This is a genomic window from Janthinobacterium sp. GW823-FHT03B06 (assembly GCF_058796955.1).
Window position 1 is genome coordinate 1 of sequence record NZ_JBXAJE010000009.1, and the last position, 15,045, is coordinate 15,045.

Annotated in this window: 12 protein-coding genes; all 12 read right to left on the minus strand. The window is 64.0% G+C overall.

Going from position 1 to position 15,045, the window contains the following annotated elements:
- Window positions 1-484: 484 nt before the first annotated feature.
- Window positions 485-991, minus strand: a complete 507-nt coding sequence (locus tag AC1RBA_RS23895) for a peroxiredoxin (RefSeq protein WP_492419989.1) — start codon at window positions 989-991, stop codon at window positions 485-487.
- A 224-nt stretch (window positions 992-1,215) separates the two neighbouring features.
- Window positions 1,216-2,424, minus strand: coding sequence for a cell division protein FtsZ (ftsZ, locus tag AC1RBA_RS23900; protein ID WP_034784974.1), 1,209 nt, complete (start codon window positions 2,422-2,424; stop codon window positions 1,216-1,218).
- 154 nt (window positions 2,425-2,578) lie between these two features.
- The gene (gene ftsA / locus AC1RBA_RS23905; RefSeq protein WP_010394955.1) at window positions 2,579-3,811 is read right to left on the minus strand and encodes a cell division protein FtsA; all 1,233 of its coding nucleotides are present in this window, start codon (window positions 3,809-3,811) and stop codon (window positions 2,579-2,581) included.
- A 49-nt stretch (window positions 3,812-3,860) separates the two neighbouring features.
- Window positions 3,861-4,679, minus strand: a complete 819-nt coding sequence (locus AC1RBA_RS23910) for a cell division protein FtsQ/DivIB (RefSeq protein WP_070312913.1) — start codon at window positions 4,677-4,679, stop codon at window positions 3,861-3,863.
- Window position 4,680: 1 nt separating this feature from the next.
- The gene (locus AC1RBA_RS23915; RefSeq protein WP_492419990.1) at window positions 4,681-5,649 is read right to left on the minus strand and encodes a D-alanine--D-alanine ligase; all 969 of its coding nucleotides are present in this window, start codon (window positions 5,647-5,649) and stop codon (window positions 4,681-4,683) included.
- A gap of 1 nt (window position 5,650) precedes the next feature.
- Complete coding sequence (gene murC, locus AC1RBA_RS23920; RefSeq protein WP_070222485.1) at window positions 5,651-7,054, minus strand: UDP-N-acetylmuramate--L-alanine ligase; 1,404 nt, start codon at window positions 7,052-7,054, stop codon at window positions 5,651-5,653.
- A gap of 10 nt (window positions 7,055-7,064) precedes the next feature.
- Window positions 7,065-8,159 carry an undecaprenyldiphospho-muramoylpentapeptide beta-N-acetylglucosaminyltransferase gene (murG, locus tag AC1RBA_RS23925; protein ID WP_492419991.1) on the minus strand — a complete coding sequence of 365 codons (1,095 nt, stop codon included), beginning with the start codon at window positions 8,157-8,159 and terminating at the stop codon, window positions 7,065-7,067.
- Complete coding sequence (ftsW, locus tag AC1RBA_RS23930; protein ID WP_070222487.1) at window positions 8,156-9,367, minus strand: putative lipid II flippase FtsW; 1,212 nt, start codon at window positions 9,365-9,367, stop codon at window positions 8,156-8,158. Before ftsW ends, murG begins: the two co-directional genes overlap by 4 nt.
- Window positions 9,367-10,923, minus strand: a complete 1,557-nt coding sequence (gene murD, locus AC1RBA_RS23935; protein WP_492419992.1) for a UDP-N-acetylmuramoyl-L-alanine--D-glutamate ligase — start codon at window positions 10,921-10,923, stop codon at window positions 9,367-9,369. Before murD ends, ftsW begins: the two co-directional genes overlap by 1 nt.
- A complete protein-coding gene (mraY, locus tag AC1RBA_RS23940) occupies window positions 10,923-12,098 on the minus strand; it encodes a phospho-N-acetylmuramoyl-pentapeptide-transferase (RefSeq protein ID WP_070222491.1) in 1,176 nt (391 codons plus the stop codon). The genes murD and mraY overlap by 1 nt, the downstream gene beginning before the upstream one ends.
- A 2-nt stretch (window positions 12,099-12,100) precedes the next feature.
- A complete protein-coding gene (locus AC1RBA_RS23945) occupies window positions 12,101-13,531 on the minus strand; it encodes a UDP-N-acetylmuramoyl-tripeptide--D-alanyl-D-alanine ligase (RefSeq protein ID WP_492419993.1) in 1,431 nt (476 codons plus the stop codon).
- A complete protein-coding gene (locus tag AC1RBA_RS23950) occupies window positions 13,531-15,039 on the minus strand; it encodes a UDP-N-acetylmuramoyl-L-alanyl-D-glutamate--2,6-diaminopimelate ligase (RefSeq protein ID WP_492419994.1) in 1,509 nt (502 codons plus the stop codon). Before AC1RBA_RS23950 ends, AC1RBA_RS23945 begins: the two co-directional genes overlap by 1 nt.
- Window positions 15,040-15,045 lie beyond the last annotated feature (6 nt).

Genomic DNA, 15,045 nt, shown 5'->3' on the forward strand with positions numbered 1-15,045 from the left:
GCCGGGCGTATCCGGTCGCCGGAAACATTATTGAAGGCAACGCTAGGAGCATTCCCACATCTGATGGTGACATAGCCTTTTTTATTGCGTAGGTTGGATTAGCGCGCAGCGCGTAATCCAACAATGCCAGAGCAAACGTGATGCCAATTCCGCTCGTCGGCTTACGCTGCGCTAAGCCGACCTACGCCGACCTGCGCCTGGCCTACGCCTGGCCTACGTCAACCTGCGATCTGCTTAGGCCAGCTGGCTCAGCTGCAGGACGACTATTCGTTCAGCATCGACGCGGCCATGTTCGAAGCGACCAAGCCATCGGTACAGTAAACGTAAAACGGCGCCGATGGCGCCGTTTTTATTGCGTATTTTTTATTGCGTAGGTTGGATTAGCGCGCAGCGCGTAATCCAACAATGCCAGAGCAAACGTGATGCGAACGCAGCTCGTCGGCTTACGCTGCGCTAAGCCGACCTACGCCGACCTGCGATCTGCTTAGGCCAGCTGGCCCAGCAAGGTTTCGGCGTTCGACACTTCAAACTTGCCGCCCTGCTCGACGTTCAATTGCGTCACGACGCCATTGTCGACCAGCATCGAGTAGCGCTGCGAGCGCGTGCCCATGCCGTGCTTGGAAAAATCGGCGTCCAGGCCCAGTGCCTTGCTGTAGGCGGCATTGCCGTCAGCCATCATGCGTACGACGCCGGTGGCTTTCTGGTCGCGGCCCCAGGCGCCCATCACGAACGCGTCGTTGACGGAGATGCACCAGATTTCATCGACGCCCTTGGCTTTCAGGTCGGCAGCGTGCTTGACGTAGCCTGGCACGTGCTGTGCGGAGCAGGTCGGGGTGTAGGCGCCTGGCAGGCCGAAGATGGCGATCTTCTTGCCCTTGAGCAGGTCTTGCACGTTGAACGTGTTCGGGCCCAGTGCGCAACCCTCGGTTTCGCTTTCGATGAATTCGGCCAGGGTGCCTTCTGGCAGGGTGTCGCCGATCTTGATGGTCATGTTGACTCCTTGTGTACTGTCGGTTAAGGACGCCGCCCGCTCCATGGAGCGGACGGCGCCCGTGATCTGGTTCTGCCGGCATGATGCCGACACTGCGCGATAGTATGCCTGACTTGCCGCATTTGTGCAGAAAGCGGCAGGAAAGGCAAAGCCAAAAGTCAAAAAAACGGAAAAAAAAACGGCGGCCCTCAGGCCGCCGTCATCGTTACTGACATCAGATCACCTTAATCTGCTTGCTTGCGCAGGAAGGCGGGGATGTCGTAGGTTTCCATGCCATTCTTTTCCATCGCGCGCACCTGCTCGGAAGCCGACTCGCGGCGCCATACTGCCGGCGCCTTCATGCCGTCGAAACCGGCTGCCGGCGTGGCCACGCCAACCGTCGTCGTCGCCGCTTGCGCGCTACCCATGGCAGCCGACGGGGTCAGCGGGCTGTTGTGGGTGCCGGTGCGCAGCACTTGCTGCGGTACCAACTGGATGTTTTTCTTCGCGCGGCCCAGGCCCGTGGCCACCACGGTAACGCGGATATCGTCGCCCATGGCGTCGTCGTAGGCGATACCTTGCGCGATCGACGCGTCCGGCGCGGCAAACGCGCGCACGGCAGCCATGACTTCCTTGATCTCCTTGCCTTTCAGGCCACGGCTGGCCGTGACGTTGACCAGCACGCCGCGCGCGCCAGACAGATCAATGCCGTCCAGCAGCGGCGAAGCGACAGCCTGTTCGGCGGCGATGCGCGCGCGGTCGACGCCGGACGCCGTCGCCGTGCCCATCATGGCCTTGCCCTGCTCGCCCATGATGGTTTTCACGTCGTTGAAGTCGACGTTGATATGGCCAGGCACGTTGATGATTTCGGCGATGCCGGCCACCGCGTTGTTGAGCACATCATCGGCGTGCTGCATCCATTCCAGCATGCTTTCGTCTTCGTAGATCTCTTCCAGTTTTTCATTGAGGATAATGATCAGCGAGTCGACGTGCAGGGACAGCTGCTCCAGGCCTTCGTCGGCGATGTCCATGCACTTCTGGCCTTCGTACGAGAATGGCTTGGAGACCACGGCCACCGTCAGGGCGCCCAGTTCCTTGGCCACTTCGGCCACGATAGGAGCGGCGCCCGTGCCCGTGCCGCCGCCCATGCCGGCGGCGATGAAGACCATGTGCGCGCCGCGCAGCGAATCGGCGATGCGTGCGCGCGATTCTTCGGCCAGCTGGCGGCCGACGGCAGGCTTCATGCCGGCGCCCAGACCGGTATCGCCGATCTGGATGATGTTGTGGGCCTTCGATGTCGACAGGGCCTGTGCGTCGGTGTTGGCGGCAATGAACTCCACGCCCGACATGCCTTTGTTGATCATGTGTTGGACTGCATTGCCACCCGCACCGCCGACGCCGACGACCTTGATGACGGTACCTAAAGCTGTGTTATCGACCATATCGAACTCCATGATGTGCTCCTATCAGATGCGGTTTCCAAGCGCCAGGCCTCATATTGGTAGGAGAACTGGAGATTGAAAACTGCGGTTAAATATAAAATAAAGTTATGTGTGTGTACCTGCGATGCTGCCAAAAAACCTGTACTGCCGGGCGTAAATCATGCCCTTAAAAATTCCCTAAAAACCATTCCTTCATGCGTTGCCAGACTGCCTTCACCGAGCCGTCCTGACGCGTCACGATGTGGCCGCGCAGGTATTGCTTCTTCGCTTCCAGCAGCAGGCCCAATACCGTGGCATAGCGCGGACTGCGCACCACGTCGGCCAGCTGGCCCCGATACTCGGGCGTGCCCAGGCGCGCCGGTTTCAGGAAAATATCTTCCGCCATTTCCACCATGCCGGGCATGATGGACGTGCCGCCCGTGAGCACGATGCCCGACGACAGCACGCCTTCGTAGCCGGATTCGCGCACCACCTGGTGCACCATCGCGAACAGCTCCTCGACCCTCGGCTCGATCACTGCCGCCAGCGCCTGGCGCGACAGGTTGCGCGGGCCGCGGTCGCCCAGGCCCGGCACTTCCAGCGATTCGCCGGGGTCGGCCAGGACCTGCTTGGCCACGCCATAGCGGATCTTGATTTCTTCCGCTTCCGCGGTCGGGGTACGCAAGGCCATGGCAATGTCGTTGGTGATCTGGTCACCGGCGATGGGAATGACTGCCGTATGGCGGATCGCGCCATCGGAAAATACCGCCACATCGGTCGTGCCGCCGCCGATGTCGATCAGCACCACGCCCAGTTCCTTCTCGTCGGGCGTGAGCACCGCATCGGCGGACGCCATCGGCTGCAGGATCAGGTCCGACACTTCCAGCCCGCAGCGGCGCACGCACTTGACGATGTTCTGCACCGCCGACACGGCGCCGGTGACGATATGCACCTTCACCTCCAGGCGGATGCCGCTCATGCCGATAGGCTCGCGCACATCTTCCTGGCTGTCGACGATGAACTCTTGCGGCACCGTGTGCAGCAATTGCTGATCGGTCGGAATGTTAACCGCTTTTGCCGTCTCGATGACGCGCGCCACGTCGGTCGCCGTCACTTCCTTGTCCTTGATGGCCACCATGCCGCTGGAATTGAAGCTGCGGATATGGCTGCCCGCAATGCCCGCGTACACATTGCGGATCTTGCAGTCGGCCATCAGCTCGGCCTCTTCCAGCGCGCGCTGGATGGACTCCACCGTGGCCTCGATATTGACCACTACGCCTTTTTTCAGGCCCTTCGATTCGTGCTGGCCCAGCCCGATCACTTCGTGGCGCCCATCGGACATCACTTCGGCAACCACCGCCACCACTTTCGAGGTGCCGATGTCGAGGCCGACGATCAGGTTTTTCGCGTCTTTTGTCATTTCTTTCGCCTAGTTTTTTGGGCTATTAATTGATTAATTGAGTATTCGGTCAAGCCGGTTTTTTAATCGGACTGCCATTTTTCTTCTTGATCGCCGGCGCCGGCCTGCCATCCTTGCCTTCGGCCGGTATCACCAGGCCGGCTGAACTGAGCGCCAGGCCATTCTGGTAGCGCATATCGATCGTGTCGATATTTTCCAGCCGGCTTGCCAGCTGCGGGTAGATGCCCACCAGCCGGTCGACCCGCGCTTTCAGGGTTGTATGATTCTGCTCGCGCCCCAGCGCCACGCTCATGCCGTTATTCAGTTTCACCGTCCACGCATAGCGGCTCGACAGCGACAGGGTTTCCGGCACCATCTTCAACGGCGCAAACCACTTTGCCAGCTGCACGTAGGTGGCCAGTACTTCCTTCTCGCTGCCATCGGGGCCGGCAAACGCAGGCAACTCATGGTCGTCTTCGGCTTCGGCCACATTGGCTGTAAACACATCGCCCTTGACCGACAGCAGGCGTCCATCTTCGCCCCAGGTGCCCAGCGCTTCGTGTTCTTCCAGCGCCACGATCAGCTGGTTCGGCCACTCGCGCCGCACGCTGGCGCGGCGCACCCAGGGCACCGATTCGAACACGCCGCGCACGCTTTCCAGGTTGGTCGTGAAAAAATTGCCCTTGATGCGGCCCAAAGTGCCGCTGCGCAGGGTCAGGTAATTCACGTGGCGCAGGCCCTTGTCGTCCGCGCTCTCCACCTTGATCGTGCGCAGGTCGAACATGGGACGCTGCGACACCCACCAGACGCCGGCGGCCACGCACACGACCAGCACCGCGGCCAGCAAGCCGTTGGCAGTCGTATTGAGGCTTTTAGCGTCATGCCACATATCAGCGCTGTCCCTTGTGCATTTTCAGGCTTGCGCCGGAAACGATTTCCAGGCACAGGTCTTCATAGCTGGTGCCTTCCGCGCGCGCCGCCATCGGCACGAGCGAGTGGCCCGTCATGCCTGGCGAGGTATTCACTTCCAGCAAAAACAGCTTGCTGTCGGCCGCACGCATCAGCACATCGACCCGTCCCCAGCCTTCGCAGCCGAGGGCGCGATACGCCGCCAGGGCGATGCGCTCCATCTCGGCGATGATCGCCGGGTCCAGCTGCGGCGGGCAGAAATACTGCGTATCGTCCGTGAAGTACTTGTTCTGGTAATCGTAATTGCCTTGCGGAGCGACGATTTCGATCGGCGGCAGCGCGCGCGCCGCAGCGCCCTTGCCCAGGATGGCAACGGTGAACTCGCGGCCCTTGATGAATTCCTCGGCCAGCACCGAATCATCGAGGCCGGCGGCGATGTCGTAGGCCGCCTGGAAGGCCGAGGCCTCGTTGACCGTCGTGATGCCGATGCTCGAGCCTTCATGCGGCGGCTTGACGATCAGCGGCAAGCCCAGTTCCGCGGCGACCTTGGCCAGGTCGGAGCTGTCGTCCAGCACCGCGTACTTCGGCGTCGGCAGCTCGTGCATCAGCCAGATCATCTTGGTATAGACCTTGTCCATGCCCACCGAGCACGCCATCACGCCGCTGCCCGTGTACGGGATGCCCAGCTGTTCCAGCGCGCCCTGCAGGCTGCCGTCTTCGCCGAAGCGGCCGTGCAGCGCGATGAAGACGCGGTCAAACTTCTCAGCGGCCAGTTCGGCCAGGGTGCGTTCGCCCGTGTCGAAGCCATGCGCATCCACGCCATGGCTTTTCAATGCGGCCAGCACGCCCGCGCCGGACATCAGCGACACTTCGCGCTCGGCCGAGCGGCCGCCGAACAGGACGCCGACCTTGCCCAATTGTTTAACGTCGATAGCTGAAGCTTGGTTCACGTCAGGCCTTTACAGTGTGAGATTGATACGTTGTCAGTTGATTCGGGATGCCGCTGATGGAACCGGCGCCCATGGTCAGCACGACGTCGCCGTCGCGCGCCACGCTCATGATGGTGTCGGCCATGTCCGTCATGGACTCGACGAAAATCGGCTCGATCTTGCCGCGCGCGCGCAGCGCATGCGCCAGGGCGCGGCCGTCGGCGGCGACGATAGGCGCCTCGCCCGCCGCATACACTTCGGACAAGAGCAGCACGTCGGGCGCACCGAGCACCTTGACGAAATCCTCGAACAGGTCGCGCGTGCGGCTGTAGCGGTGCGGCTGGAAAGCCAGCACCAGGCGGCGCCCCGGATAGGCGGCGCGCGCGGCGGCCAGGGTCACTTCCGTTTCCACCGGATGGTGGCCGAAATCGTCGACCAGCGCGAAAGTGCCGCCGTTCGGCAGCGCCACGTCGCCATAGCGGGTAAAGCGGCGGCCCACGCCGGAAAACTCGGCCAGGCCCTGCTGCGTGGCGCTGTCGGCGATGCCGATTTCGCGCGCGATGGCGATCGCCGAGCAGGCATTCTGCACATTGTGCATGCCGGGCTGGTTCAGCACCACGTCGAGGTCCGGATAACCTTCCTGCAGCACGGTAAAGTGCATTTCCAGTCCCACGGCGCGCGCGTTGATGGCGCGCACTTGCGCGTCTTCCGCGAAACCGTAGGTGGTGACGGGCTTGGTGACGGACGGGATGATGGCGCGCACGTGCGGATCGTCGATGCACAGCATGGCGCGGCCATAGAACGGCAAGCGGTGCGTGAACTGCACGAAGGCCTGCTTGAGCTTCTCGAAATCGTGCTCGTAGGTGTCCATGTGATCGGCATCGATATTCGTGATCACTTCGATCATCGGCGTCAGGTTCAGGAACGAGGCGTCCGATTCATCGGCTTCGGCCACCAGGTAGTCGCCCGAGCCCAGCTTGGCGTTCGCGCCGGCGCTGGTCAGGCGGCCGCCGATGACGAAAGTCGGGTCGAGACCGCCCTGCGCCAGCACGGAAGCGACCAGGCTGGTGGTGGTGGTTTTGCCGTGCGTGCCGGCGATGGCGATGCCGCGTTTCAGGCGCATCAATTCACCGAGCATCACGGCGCGCGGCACCAGCGGTATCTTGCGCGCGCGCGCAGCCGCCACTTCCGGATTGTCTTGCGGGACGGCGCCCGACGTCACCACCGCATCGGCGTCGCCGATGTTCTCGGCCGCGTGGCCGAGCATGACGGTCGCGCCCAGGCTCGCCAGGCGCTGCGTCGCCGCATTGCTGCCCAGGTCGGAGCCCGACACCTTGTAGCCGAGGTTGACCAGCACTTCGGCGATGCCGCTCATGCCGCTGCCGCCAATGCCGACAAAGTGGATATTGTTTACTTTATGCTTCACAGAGCTAACCTCATGCCAATTTTTCCAATACGTGTGCGATCGCCTCATTGGCGTCGCGCTTGCCTGCTGCCAGTGCCGCCTGCGCCATCTGCTGGCAGGTCTCGCGCGTCAAGGACGCCAGCAGAGTGCTCAGCGACACTGCACTCATTTCCGTCTGCGGCAGATGAATCGCCGCGCCTTGTTTCGCCATCCATTGCGCGTTGTCGCGCTGGTGGCTGGTGGTCGACGCCACCAGCGGCACGAGCACGCTGGCCACGCCGGCCGCCGTCAATTCCGACAGGGTGATCGCACCCGCGCGGCAAATCACCAGGTCGGCCTCGGTATACGCCCTGGCCATGTCGTCGATGAAGTCGACCACGTTCGCTTGCACGCCCGCCTGCGCATACGCGGCATGCAGGGCGTCGATATTCTTCTTGCCCGACTGGTGCGTCACCAGCGGGCGTTCGCCCTCCGGCATCAGGGCCAGCGCGGCAGGCAGGCTGTCGTTCAGCGCTTTCGCGCCCAGGCTGCCGCCCACCACCAGGATGCGCAGCGGTCCGCTGCGTCCCGCGAAACGCGCGGCCGGCGGTGCCATGGCGAGGATCTCGGCACGCACGGGATTGCCCGTGACGACGGCCTTGCCGGCGGCGCTGCCGAAATCGGCGGGGAACCCGAAGCACACCTGCTGCGCCAGCGGTACCAGCGTCTTGTTCGACAGCAGCAGCGCCGCGTCGGCATTGACCAGCACCAGCGGCACCCCCTTCAGGCGCGCCATCAGGCCGCCCGGCACGGTGACGTAGCCGCCCATGCCCATCACCACGTCCGGCTTGCGGCTGGCGATGAAACGGCGGATGGCAAAGAAGCTGGCCAGCATCCTGAAGCCGCCTTTGACCGTGTGCGCCAGGCCCTTGCCGCGCATGCCGGAAAATTCGATGGCATCCATGGGAATGCCGCTTTTCGGCACCAGTTCCTGCTCCATGCCATGGGTCGTGCCCAGCCAGCTCACTTCCCAGCCGCGCGCGCGCATCGTCTGCGCAATCGCCAGGCCCGGGAAGATATGGCCGCCGGTGCCGGCCGCCATGATCATCAGTCTTTTCGTCGTTTTCAAATTCGTCACGTTGTTCATAGCCGGCCTCCGCGCATCAGGATCCGGTTTTCGTAATCGATGCGCAGCAAAATCGCCAGGCCGATACAGTTAATCAGTACGCCCGTGCCGCCATAACTCATCAAGGGCAAGGTCAGGCCCTTGGTCGGCAGCAGGCCCAGGTTCACGCCCATGTTGATGAAGGTCTGCACGCCGATCCAGATGGCGATGCCCTTTGCCGTCAGGCCGGCAAACGTCTGGTCGATGGCGATCGCCTGGCGGCCGATGTCAAACGCGCGCTTGATAATCCAGTAGAACATGCCGATCACGACCAGCACGCCCACCAGGCCCAGTTCCTCGCCGATCACGGCCAGCAAAAAGTCCGTATGCGCTTCGGGCAGGTAGTGCAGTTTTTCCACGCTGCCGCCCAGCCCCACGCCAAACAGTTCGCCGCGCCCGAAGGCGATCAAGGAGTGCGTCAGCTGATACGCCTTGTTCAGCGCATTGTCTTCCTGCCACGGATCGAGATACGCAAAAAACCGCTCGCGGCGGAATTTCGACAGGGCGATGATGGTGACGAAGATCGCCGTCAGCATGGCGCCGATGCCGCCGAACCAGATGGCGTTGACGCCGCCCAAAAACAGGATGCCCATGGCGATGCAGACGATCACGCCGAAGGCGCCCAGATCGGGCTCCATCAGCAGCAGCAAGCCGACGAAGCTGACGGCCAGCGCCATCGGCATGAAGCCCTTGGTCAGCTTGTGCATGTATTCCTGCTTGCGCACCGTGTAGTCGGCCGCGTACAGCACCATCACCACCTTCATCAGCTCGGACGGCTGCGGCCGCAGGCCCGGCAGATTCAGCCAGCGGCGACCGCCGTTGACCGACACGCCCAGGCCCGGTATCAGCACCATCACCAGCAGCACCAGGGTGCCGATGAACAGCCACGGCGCGATTTTTTGCCAGGTCGCGATGGGAATGCGGAACACCAGCGCGCCGGCGATCACCGACACGCCGATGAACAGCGCCTGGCGCACGACGAAATAATTGTTCGTGTAGGCGGCAAACTTGCGCGCGTCCGACAGCGAGATCGACGCCGAATACACCATCACCATGCCGAGCAACATGAGCAGCAGGACCACCCACACCAGCGGCTTGTCGTAATCCATCATCTTCGACTGCCGCGCGCGGCTATCCAGCGGCTTGGCAGCCGAGCCGGAACCAAAGCGGAAAGGCAGTTGGAAGGCCATCAGATATCCTGTCCGTTTTCCAGGGCGATGTCGCGCACGGCGTCGACAAACACCTGCGCGCGGTGCGCATAGTTCTTGAACATGTCCAGGCTGGCGCAAGCGGGCGACAGCAGCACGGCGTCGCCGGCCAGCGCCAGGCTGCTGGCGCGCTTGACGGCTTCCGGCAAGGTGGCGCAATCGATGATGTCCACACCGGCCGGCTCGAGCGCCGCGCGCAAGGCTGGCGCATCACGGCCGATCAGCACCACGGCGCGCACGTAGCGCGAAACCGGTTCGGCCAGCGGCGAGAAATCCTGCCCCTTGCCGTCGCCGCCGGCGATCAGCACCAGGCGCTGTTCCGCGCCGCCAAACGCCTTGCCCAGGCCGGACAACGCGGCCACTGTCGCGCCCACGTTGGTGCCCTTGCTGTCGTCGTAGTATTCGACCTCGCCCACGGCCGTGATCAGCTCCACGCGGTGCGGTTCGCCCTGGTATTCGCGCAAACCGTGCAGCAGCGGCGCGAACGGCAAGCCGATGGCGCGGCACAGGGCCAGCGCCGCCAGCGCATTCGAGGCGTTATGCTGGCCGCGGATTTTCAGCGCGTCGGCCGGCATCAGTTTCTTGGCCATCGTCGGCACCGGTTCCGGCGCCGGATCGTTCTTCCTGCGTTTTTTCTCGATCACTTCTTCGCTGGGCACGGCTTGCGCCAGCCAGAAGATGCCGCGTTCATTGACCAGGCCAAAGCTGTCCACTTCCGCCGGCTCGCCCGTGCCGAAGGTGACCGTCTCGGCCAGCGGATCGGCCATGTGCATGACCAAGGCATCGTCGCGGTTCAGGATGCGCACGGTCTGCTCGCCGAAGATGCGCGCCTTGTCCTTGGCATACGCGGCCATGTCGCCATGCCAGTCCAAGTGATCCTGCGACAGATTCAGGACCGTGGCCGCATCGGCCTGCAGGCTGAACGTCGTGTGCAGCTGGAAGCTGGACAACTCGAGTATCCACGCCTGCGGCAAGGTGCCGGCGACGGGTTCCGCCGCTTCAGCGTCCGCCTCCACCGGCTGCGGCGCAGGCTCGGCATCGAGCACTTCGCGCAGCACGTCCAGCGCGGCGGGGCTGATATTGCCGGCCACGCGCGTGACCAATCCGGCGCGCTCGCACAGCAGGCCTACCAGACTGGTGACGGTCGTCTTGCCATTCGTGCCCGTGATGGCGATGACTTTCGGCGCATAGCCGCGTTCCGCCTTGAGCGCCGCCAGGGCCTGCGCGAACAGTTCGATCTCGCCCCACACGGGGATATTTTTTTCCTGCGCGGCCGGGGCGATTCCAGCCAGTTCGCGGCCCGGCGCCAGGCCGGGGCTGACGGCAACGAAGTCGACGCCATCGAGCAGGTCGGCCGTAAAGGCGCCGGCGATGAACTGCGCCTGCGGCACGGCAGCCTGCAACGCGGCCAGGCGCTCTGGCGCCTCGCGCGTATCGGCCACGCGCACGCAAGCACCGCTGCGGGCCAGCCACAGGGCCATCGCCAGCCCCGATTCGCCGAGGCCCAGTACCAGTGCGGTTTTAGCGTCGTACATCATCAGCGCAGCTTCAAGGTGGTCAGGCCGAGCAGCACCAGCATCATGGTGATGATCCAGAAACGCACGACAACCTGCGTCTCCTTCCAGCCTTTTTGTTCAAAATGGTGATGCAATGGCGCCATCAGGAAGACGCGGCGGCCCGCGCCAAAGCGCTTCTTGGTGTACTTGAACCAGACGACCTGGATGATCACGGACAGCGTTTCGACGACGAAGATGCCGCCCATGATGAACAGCACGATTTCCTGGCGCACGATGACGGCGACGGTGCCCAGTGCGCCGCCCAGTGCCAGCGCGCCCACGTCACCCATGAACACTTTCGCGGGGTGCGTGTTATACCAGAGGAAGGCCAGGCCGGAACCTGCCAGCGCGCCGCAGAAGATCACCAGTTCGCCGGCGCCCGGAATGTGCGGGATGAACAGGTAGCGCGCATACGTGGCGTTGCCCGTCAGGTAGGCGAACAGGCCCAGGGCCGTGCCCACCATCACGGTCGGCATGATGGCCAGACCATCGAGACCGTCCGTGAAGTTGACGGCGTTGCTGGTGCCGACGATGACGCAATAGGTCAGCGCGATGAAGCCCCACACGCCCAACGGATAACTGATGGTCTTGAAGAACGGGACGATCAAATCGGCTTTCGGCGGCAGGTCCATGGCGAAGCCCGACTGTACCCAGGCATAGATCAGGTTCCACACGTGGCCCGCGTCAGGTTCCGACACGGAGACGGAAAACGCCAGGTAAAACGCGGCGACGATGCCGATCAGCGACTGCCAGAAGTATTTTTCGCGCGAGCGCATGCCTTCCGGGTCCTGGTGCACCACCTTGCGGTAATCGTCGGCCCAGCCGACGGCGCCAAAGCCCAGCGTGACGATCAGGACCGGCCAGATGAAGCGGTTCGACAGGTCGGCCCACAGCAAGGTGGAAATGCCGATGGCGATGAGGATCAGCACACCGCCCATGGTAGGCGTGCCGTGTTTTTTCAGATGCGTTTGCGGGCCGTCCGTACGCACGGCCTGGCCGACCTTCATGCGCGTGAGCATGCGGATCACGGCGGGACCGGCGCACAGGCCGATCAAAATCGCCGTCAAGGTGGCGAAGACGGCGCGGAACGTGATGAAGTTAAAGACCCGCAATGGGCCAATGTCGTCCTGGAAATAATGAGCGAGCCAGAGCAGCATGATTAGTGAGCTTCCTTGTTATTGTTGTTTGAACCAATCAAATGCTGCACGGCCCGTTCCATCTTCATGAAGCGGGAGCCCTTGATTAATACTGTTGCATCCGAACGGCCGGACAAATGCGCATCGAGCGCCGCCAGCAAACCGTCGAACTGTTCGAAATACTCCACGACCGTGCCCGATTCCTGGCTGGCGGCTGCCTGCGCCGCACTCACCAGATGGCGCGCCAGGCCGCCCGTCGCCAGCACGTGTTCGATGCCTTTGGCGGCGGCGTAGGCGCCGATCTCTTCGTGGAACTGCTGCCCCTGCGTGCCGACTTCGCCCATCTCGCCCAGCACCAGGATGCGTGGTGCCGCGGCCTGCGCCAGTACATCGATGGCCGCGCGCGCCGAATCCGGATTGGCGTTATACGTGTCGTCGATGATGGTGGCGCCGTTGGCGGCACGTTTTTTCTGCAGGCGGCCGTTCACGGGCGCGAACGCCTCCAGGCCCAGCTTGATATGTTCGATGGCGATGCCGGCGCCCACGGCGCATGCCACAGCGGCCAGCGCATTGCGCACATTGTGTTCGCCCGCCGCCTGGAGGCCGACGAAGAACTGGCGCAAGGCGCCGTCCTGCGCGCGCACGCTGACGAACAGGTCGCTGCCAAAATCCTCGGCCGCGCGATGCGTGCAGCTCACGTCGGCGTCCTTCGACAGGCCGAAGGTGATGGCGGCGCGCGCGCCGGCCAGCTCGCGCCACAAGGGCGTGAATTCGTCGCCATGCGGGAAGACGGCCACGCCGTCGCCGGCCAATGCCGCCAGCGCGGCGCCGTTTTCGCGCGCCACCGCTTCGACCGTATGCATGAATTCCTGATGCTCGCGCTGCGCATTGTTGACCATCGCCAGGGTCGGCGCGGCAATTGCGGCCAGGCGCGCGATTTCTCCCGGATGGTTCATGCCCATCTCGATGACGGCCGCCTTGTGCTGCTCGCTCAGACGGAACAGGGTCAACGGCACGCCGATCTCGTTATTCAGGTTGCCGCGCGTGGCCAGGCGCGCCTCTTCGCCAAAGGCCGCCGCCAGGATCGATGCAATCATCTCCTTGACGGTGGTCTTGCCATTGCTGCCAGTGACGCCGATGACGGGCACATTGAAACGGCGGCGCCAGTGGTTGGCGATGCGTCCCAGCGCGGCCAGGGTATCGGGCACCACGATGGCCGCCACCTTGCCGCTGTCCCAGCCTGCGGGCAGGCGCTCGACCACCACGGCGGCGACGCCGCGCGCGGCCACCTGCTCCAGGAAGTCGTGGGCATCGAAACTCTCGCCGCGCAGGGCGACGAAGAGCGAACCGGCCTGGGCGCTGCGGCTGTCGGTGGAGACACCGTCAAAAACGGCGTCGCCCGTCCGCTGCGCGCCGTCCAGCGACGGCATCAGTTCTGTCAGGGTGCCGCGCATCAGTTCGTCCTCATCATGGTCAGGCGCGCGGACAGGGCCAGCTGCGCATGGTCGGCATCGGAGAACGGCAGTTTCTTGCCCTTGATTTCCTGATACGGTTCATGGCCCTTGCCCGCCAACAGGATCACGTCCGGCTTGGCGGCGTGCTTGATGGCCGACAGGATGGCGGCGGCGCGGTCTTCGATGGCTTGCGGCTGCGGGCCGTCTGCACGCATGCCGGCGACGATCTGCGCGATGATTGCGTGCGGGTCTTCGCTGCGCGGATTATCGCTGGTGACGAGCACGTGATCGGCCAGCTGCGCGATGGCGCCCATCTGCGGACGCTTGCCCGGATCGCGGTCGCCGCCGCAGCCGAACACGCACCACAGCTGGCCGCCCCGTTCCTGCGCCACCTGGCGCAAGGCGGCCAGGGTCTTTTCCAGCGCGTCCGGCGTATGCGCGTAATCGATGACGACCATCGGCGCTTCCTGGCCGCCCACCTGCTGCATGCGGCCCGGGGCCGGCTGCAAGGATTCGATGCCGTCGATGGCCGCGCGCAGGCCGGTGCCGTGCGCCAGCAAGGCGCCCAGCACGGCCAGCGCGTTGCTGATATTGAAGTGGCCCACCAGCTGCGTCTTGACCAGCGCCACGCCCAGCGCGCATTCGAGGTGGAAGTCAGTGCCGGCATTGCGGCTGCGGAACTGGCTGGCGCGCAGCATCAGCACGCCCGGCAGGTCGGGCAAGGCGGCAGCATCCTGCAGGGTGTAGCCGATGACGGGATATTCGCCGGCCGGCTTGCCATCCACGTGCGCCGCCAGGCGCAAACCCATGGGGTCGTCCAGGTTGATGACGGCCGTTTTCAGGCCGGGCCAGTCGAACAGCTTGACCTTGGCCGCCTCGTAGGCCGCCATATCGCCATGGTAGTCGAGGTGGTCGCGCGTCAGATTGGTAAACATGGCGACGTCGAAATGCATGCCGGCCGCGCGGTCCTGGTCCAGGCCGATCGACGACACTTCGATGGCGACGGCCTTGGCGCCAGCGTCGCGCATGGCGGCCAGCTTGCGCGCCAGCAGCACGGCGTCGGGCGTCGTGTAGCCGGTGACGTCAAATTCGATGGCGCCGCGCGGCTTGCACAGGCCCACGCCCAAGGTCCCGATGACGGACGATGGCTCGCCCAGGCGCGCCAGGGCTTGCGCCAGCCACAAGGCGCACGAGGTCTTGCCATTCGTGCCCGTTACGCCAGCGCTGAACATGGCGCTGTCGGGCATGTCGTAGAAAGCATGCGCCACGGGGCCGGCCAGGCGTTTCAGGTCGCTGACCAGCAGGTGCGGCACGCCCCATGTGGCGTTCCATTCCACGGCGTCATGCACGATGGCGGCGGCGCCCTGCGCGATGGCGGCGGCGATGAAATCGGTGGCGCCCGCATAGGCGAAAAACACGTCGCCGCGCTGCACGCGGCGCGAATCGGACGTCAGCTGCCCGGACGGGGCAGCCGTTTTGATCCACAAACTGATGTCTTGTATGGTCATGAGTGA

Coding starts and splice junctions, on each gene's coding strand:
- AC1RBA_RS23895 (WP_492419989.1), bottom strand. CDS start 991: ATGACCATCAAGATCGGCGACACCCTGCCAGAAGGCACCCTGGCCGAA.
- ftsZ (WP_034784974.1), bottom strand. CDS start 2,424: ATGGAGTTCGATATGGTCGATAACACAGCTTTAGGTACCGTCATCAAG.
- ftsA (WP_010394955.1), bottom strand. CDS start 3,811: ATGACAAAAGACGCGAAAAACCTGATCGTCGGCCTCGACATCGGCACC.
- AC1RBA_RS23910 (WP_070312913.1), bottom strand. CDS start 4,679: ATGTGGCATGACGCTAAAAGCCTCAATACGACTGCCAACGGCTTGCTG.
- murG (WP_492419991.1), bottom strand. CDS start 8,159: ATGAACAACGTGACGAATTTGAAAACGACGAAAAGACTGATGATCATG.
- ftsW (WP_070222487.1), bottom strand. CDS start 9,367: ATGGCCTTCCAACTGCCTTTCCGCTTTGGTTCCGGCTCGGCTGCCAAG.
- murD (WP_492419992.1), bottom strand. CDS start 10,923: ATGATGTACGACGCTAAAACCGCACTGGTACTGGGCCTCGGCGAATCG.
- mraY (WP_070222491.1), bottom strand. CDS start 12,098: ATGCTGCTCTGGCTCGCTCATTATTTCCAGGACGACATTGGCCCATTG.
- AC1RBA_RS23945 (WP_492419993.1), bottom strand. CDS start 13,531: ATGCGCGGCACCCTGACAGAACTGATGCCGTCGCTGGACGGCGCGCAG.
- AC1RBA_RS23950 (WP_492419994.1), bottom strand. CDS start 15,039: ATGACCATACAAGACATCAGTTTGTGGATCAAAACGGCTGCCCCGTCC.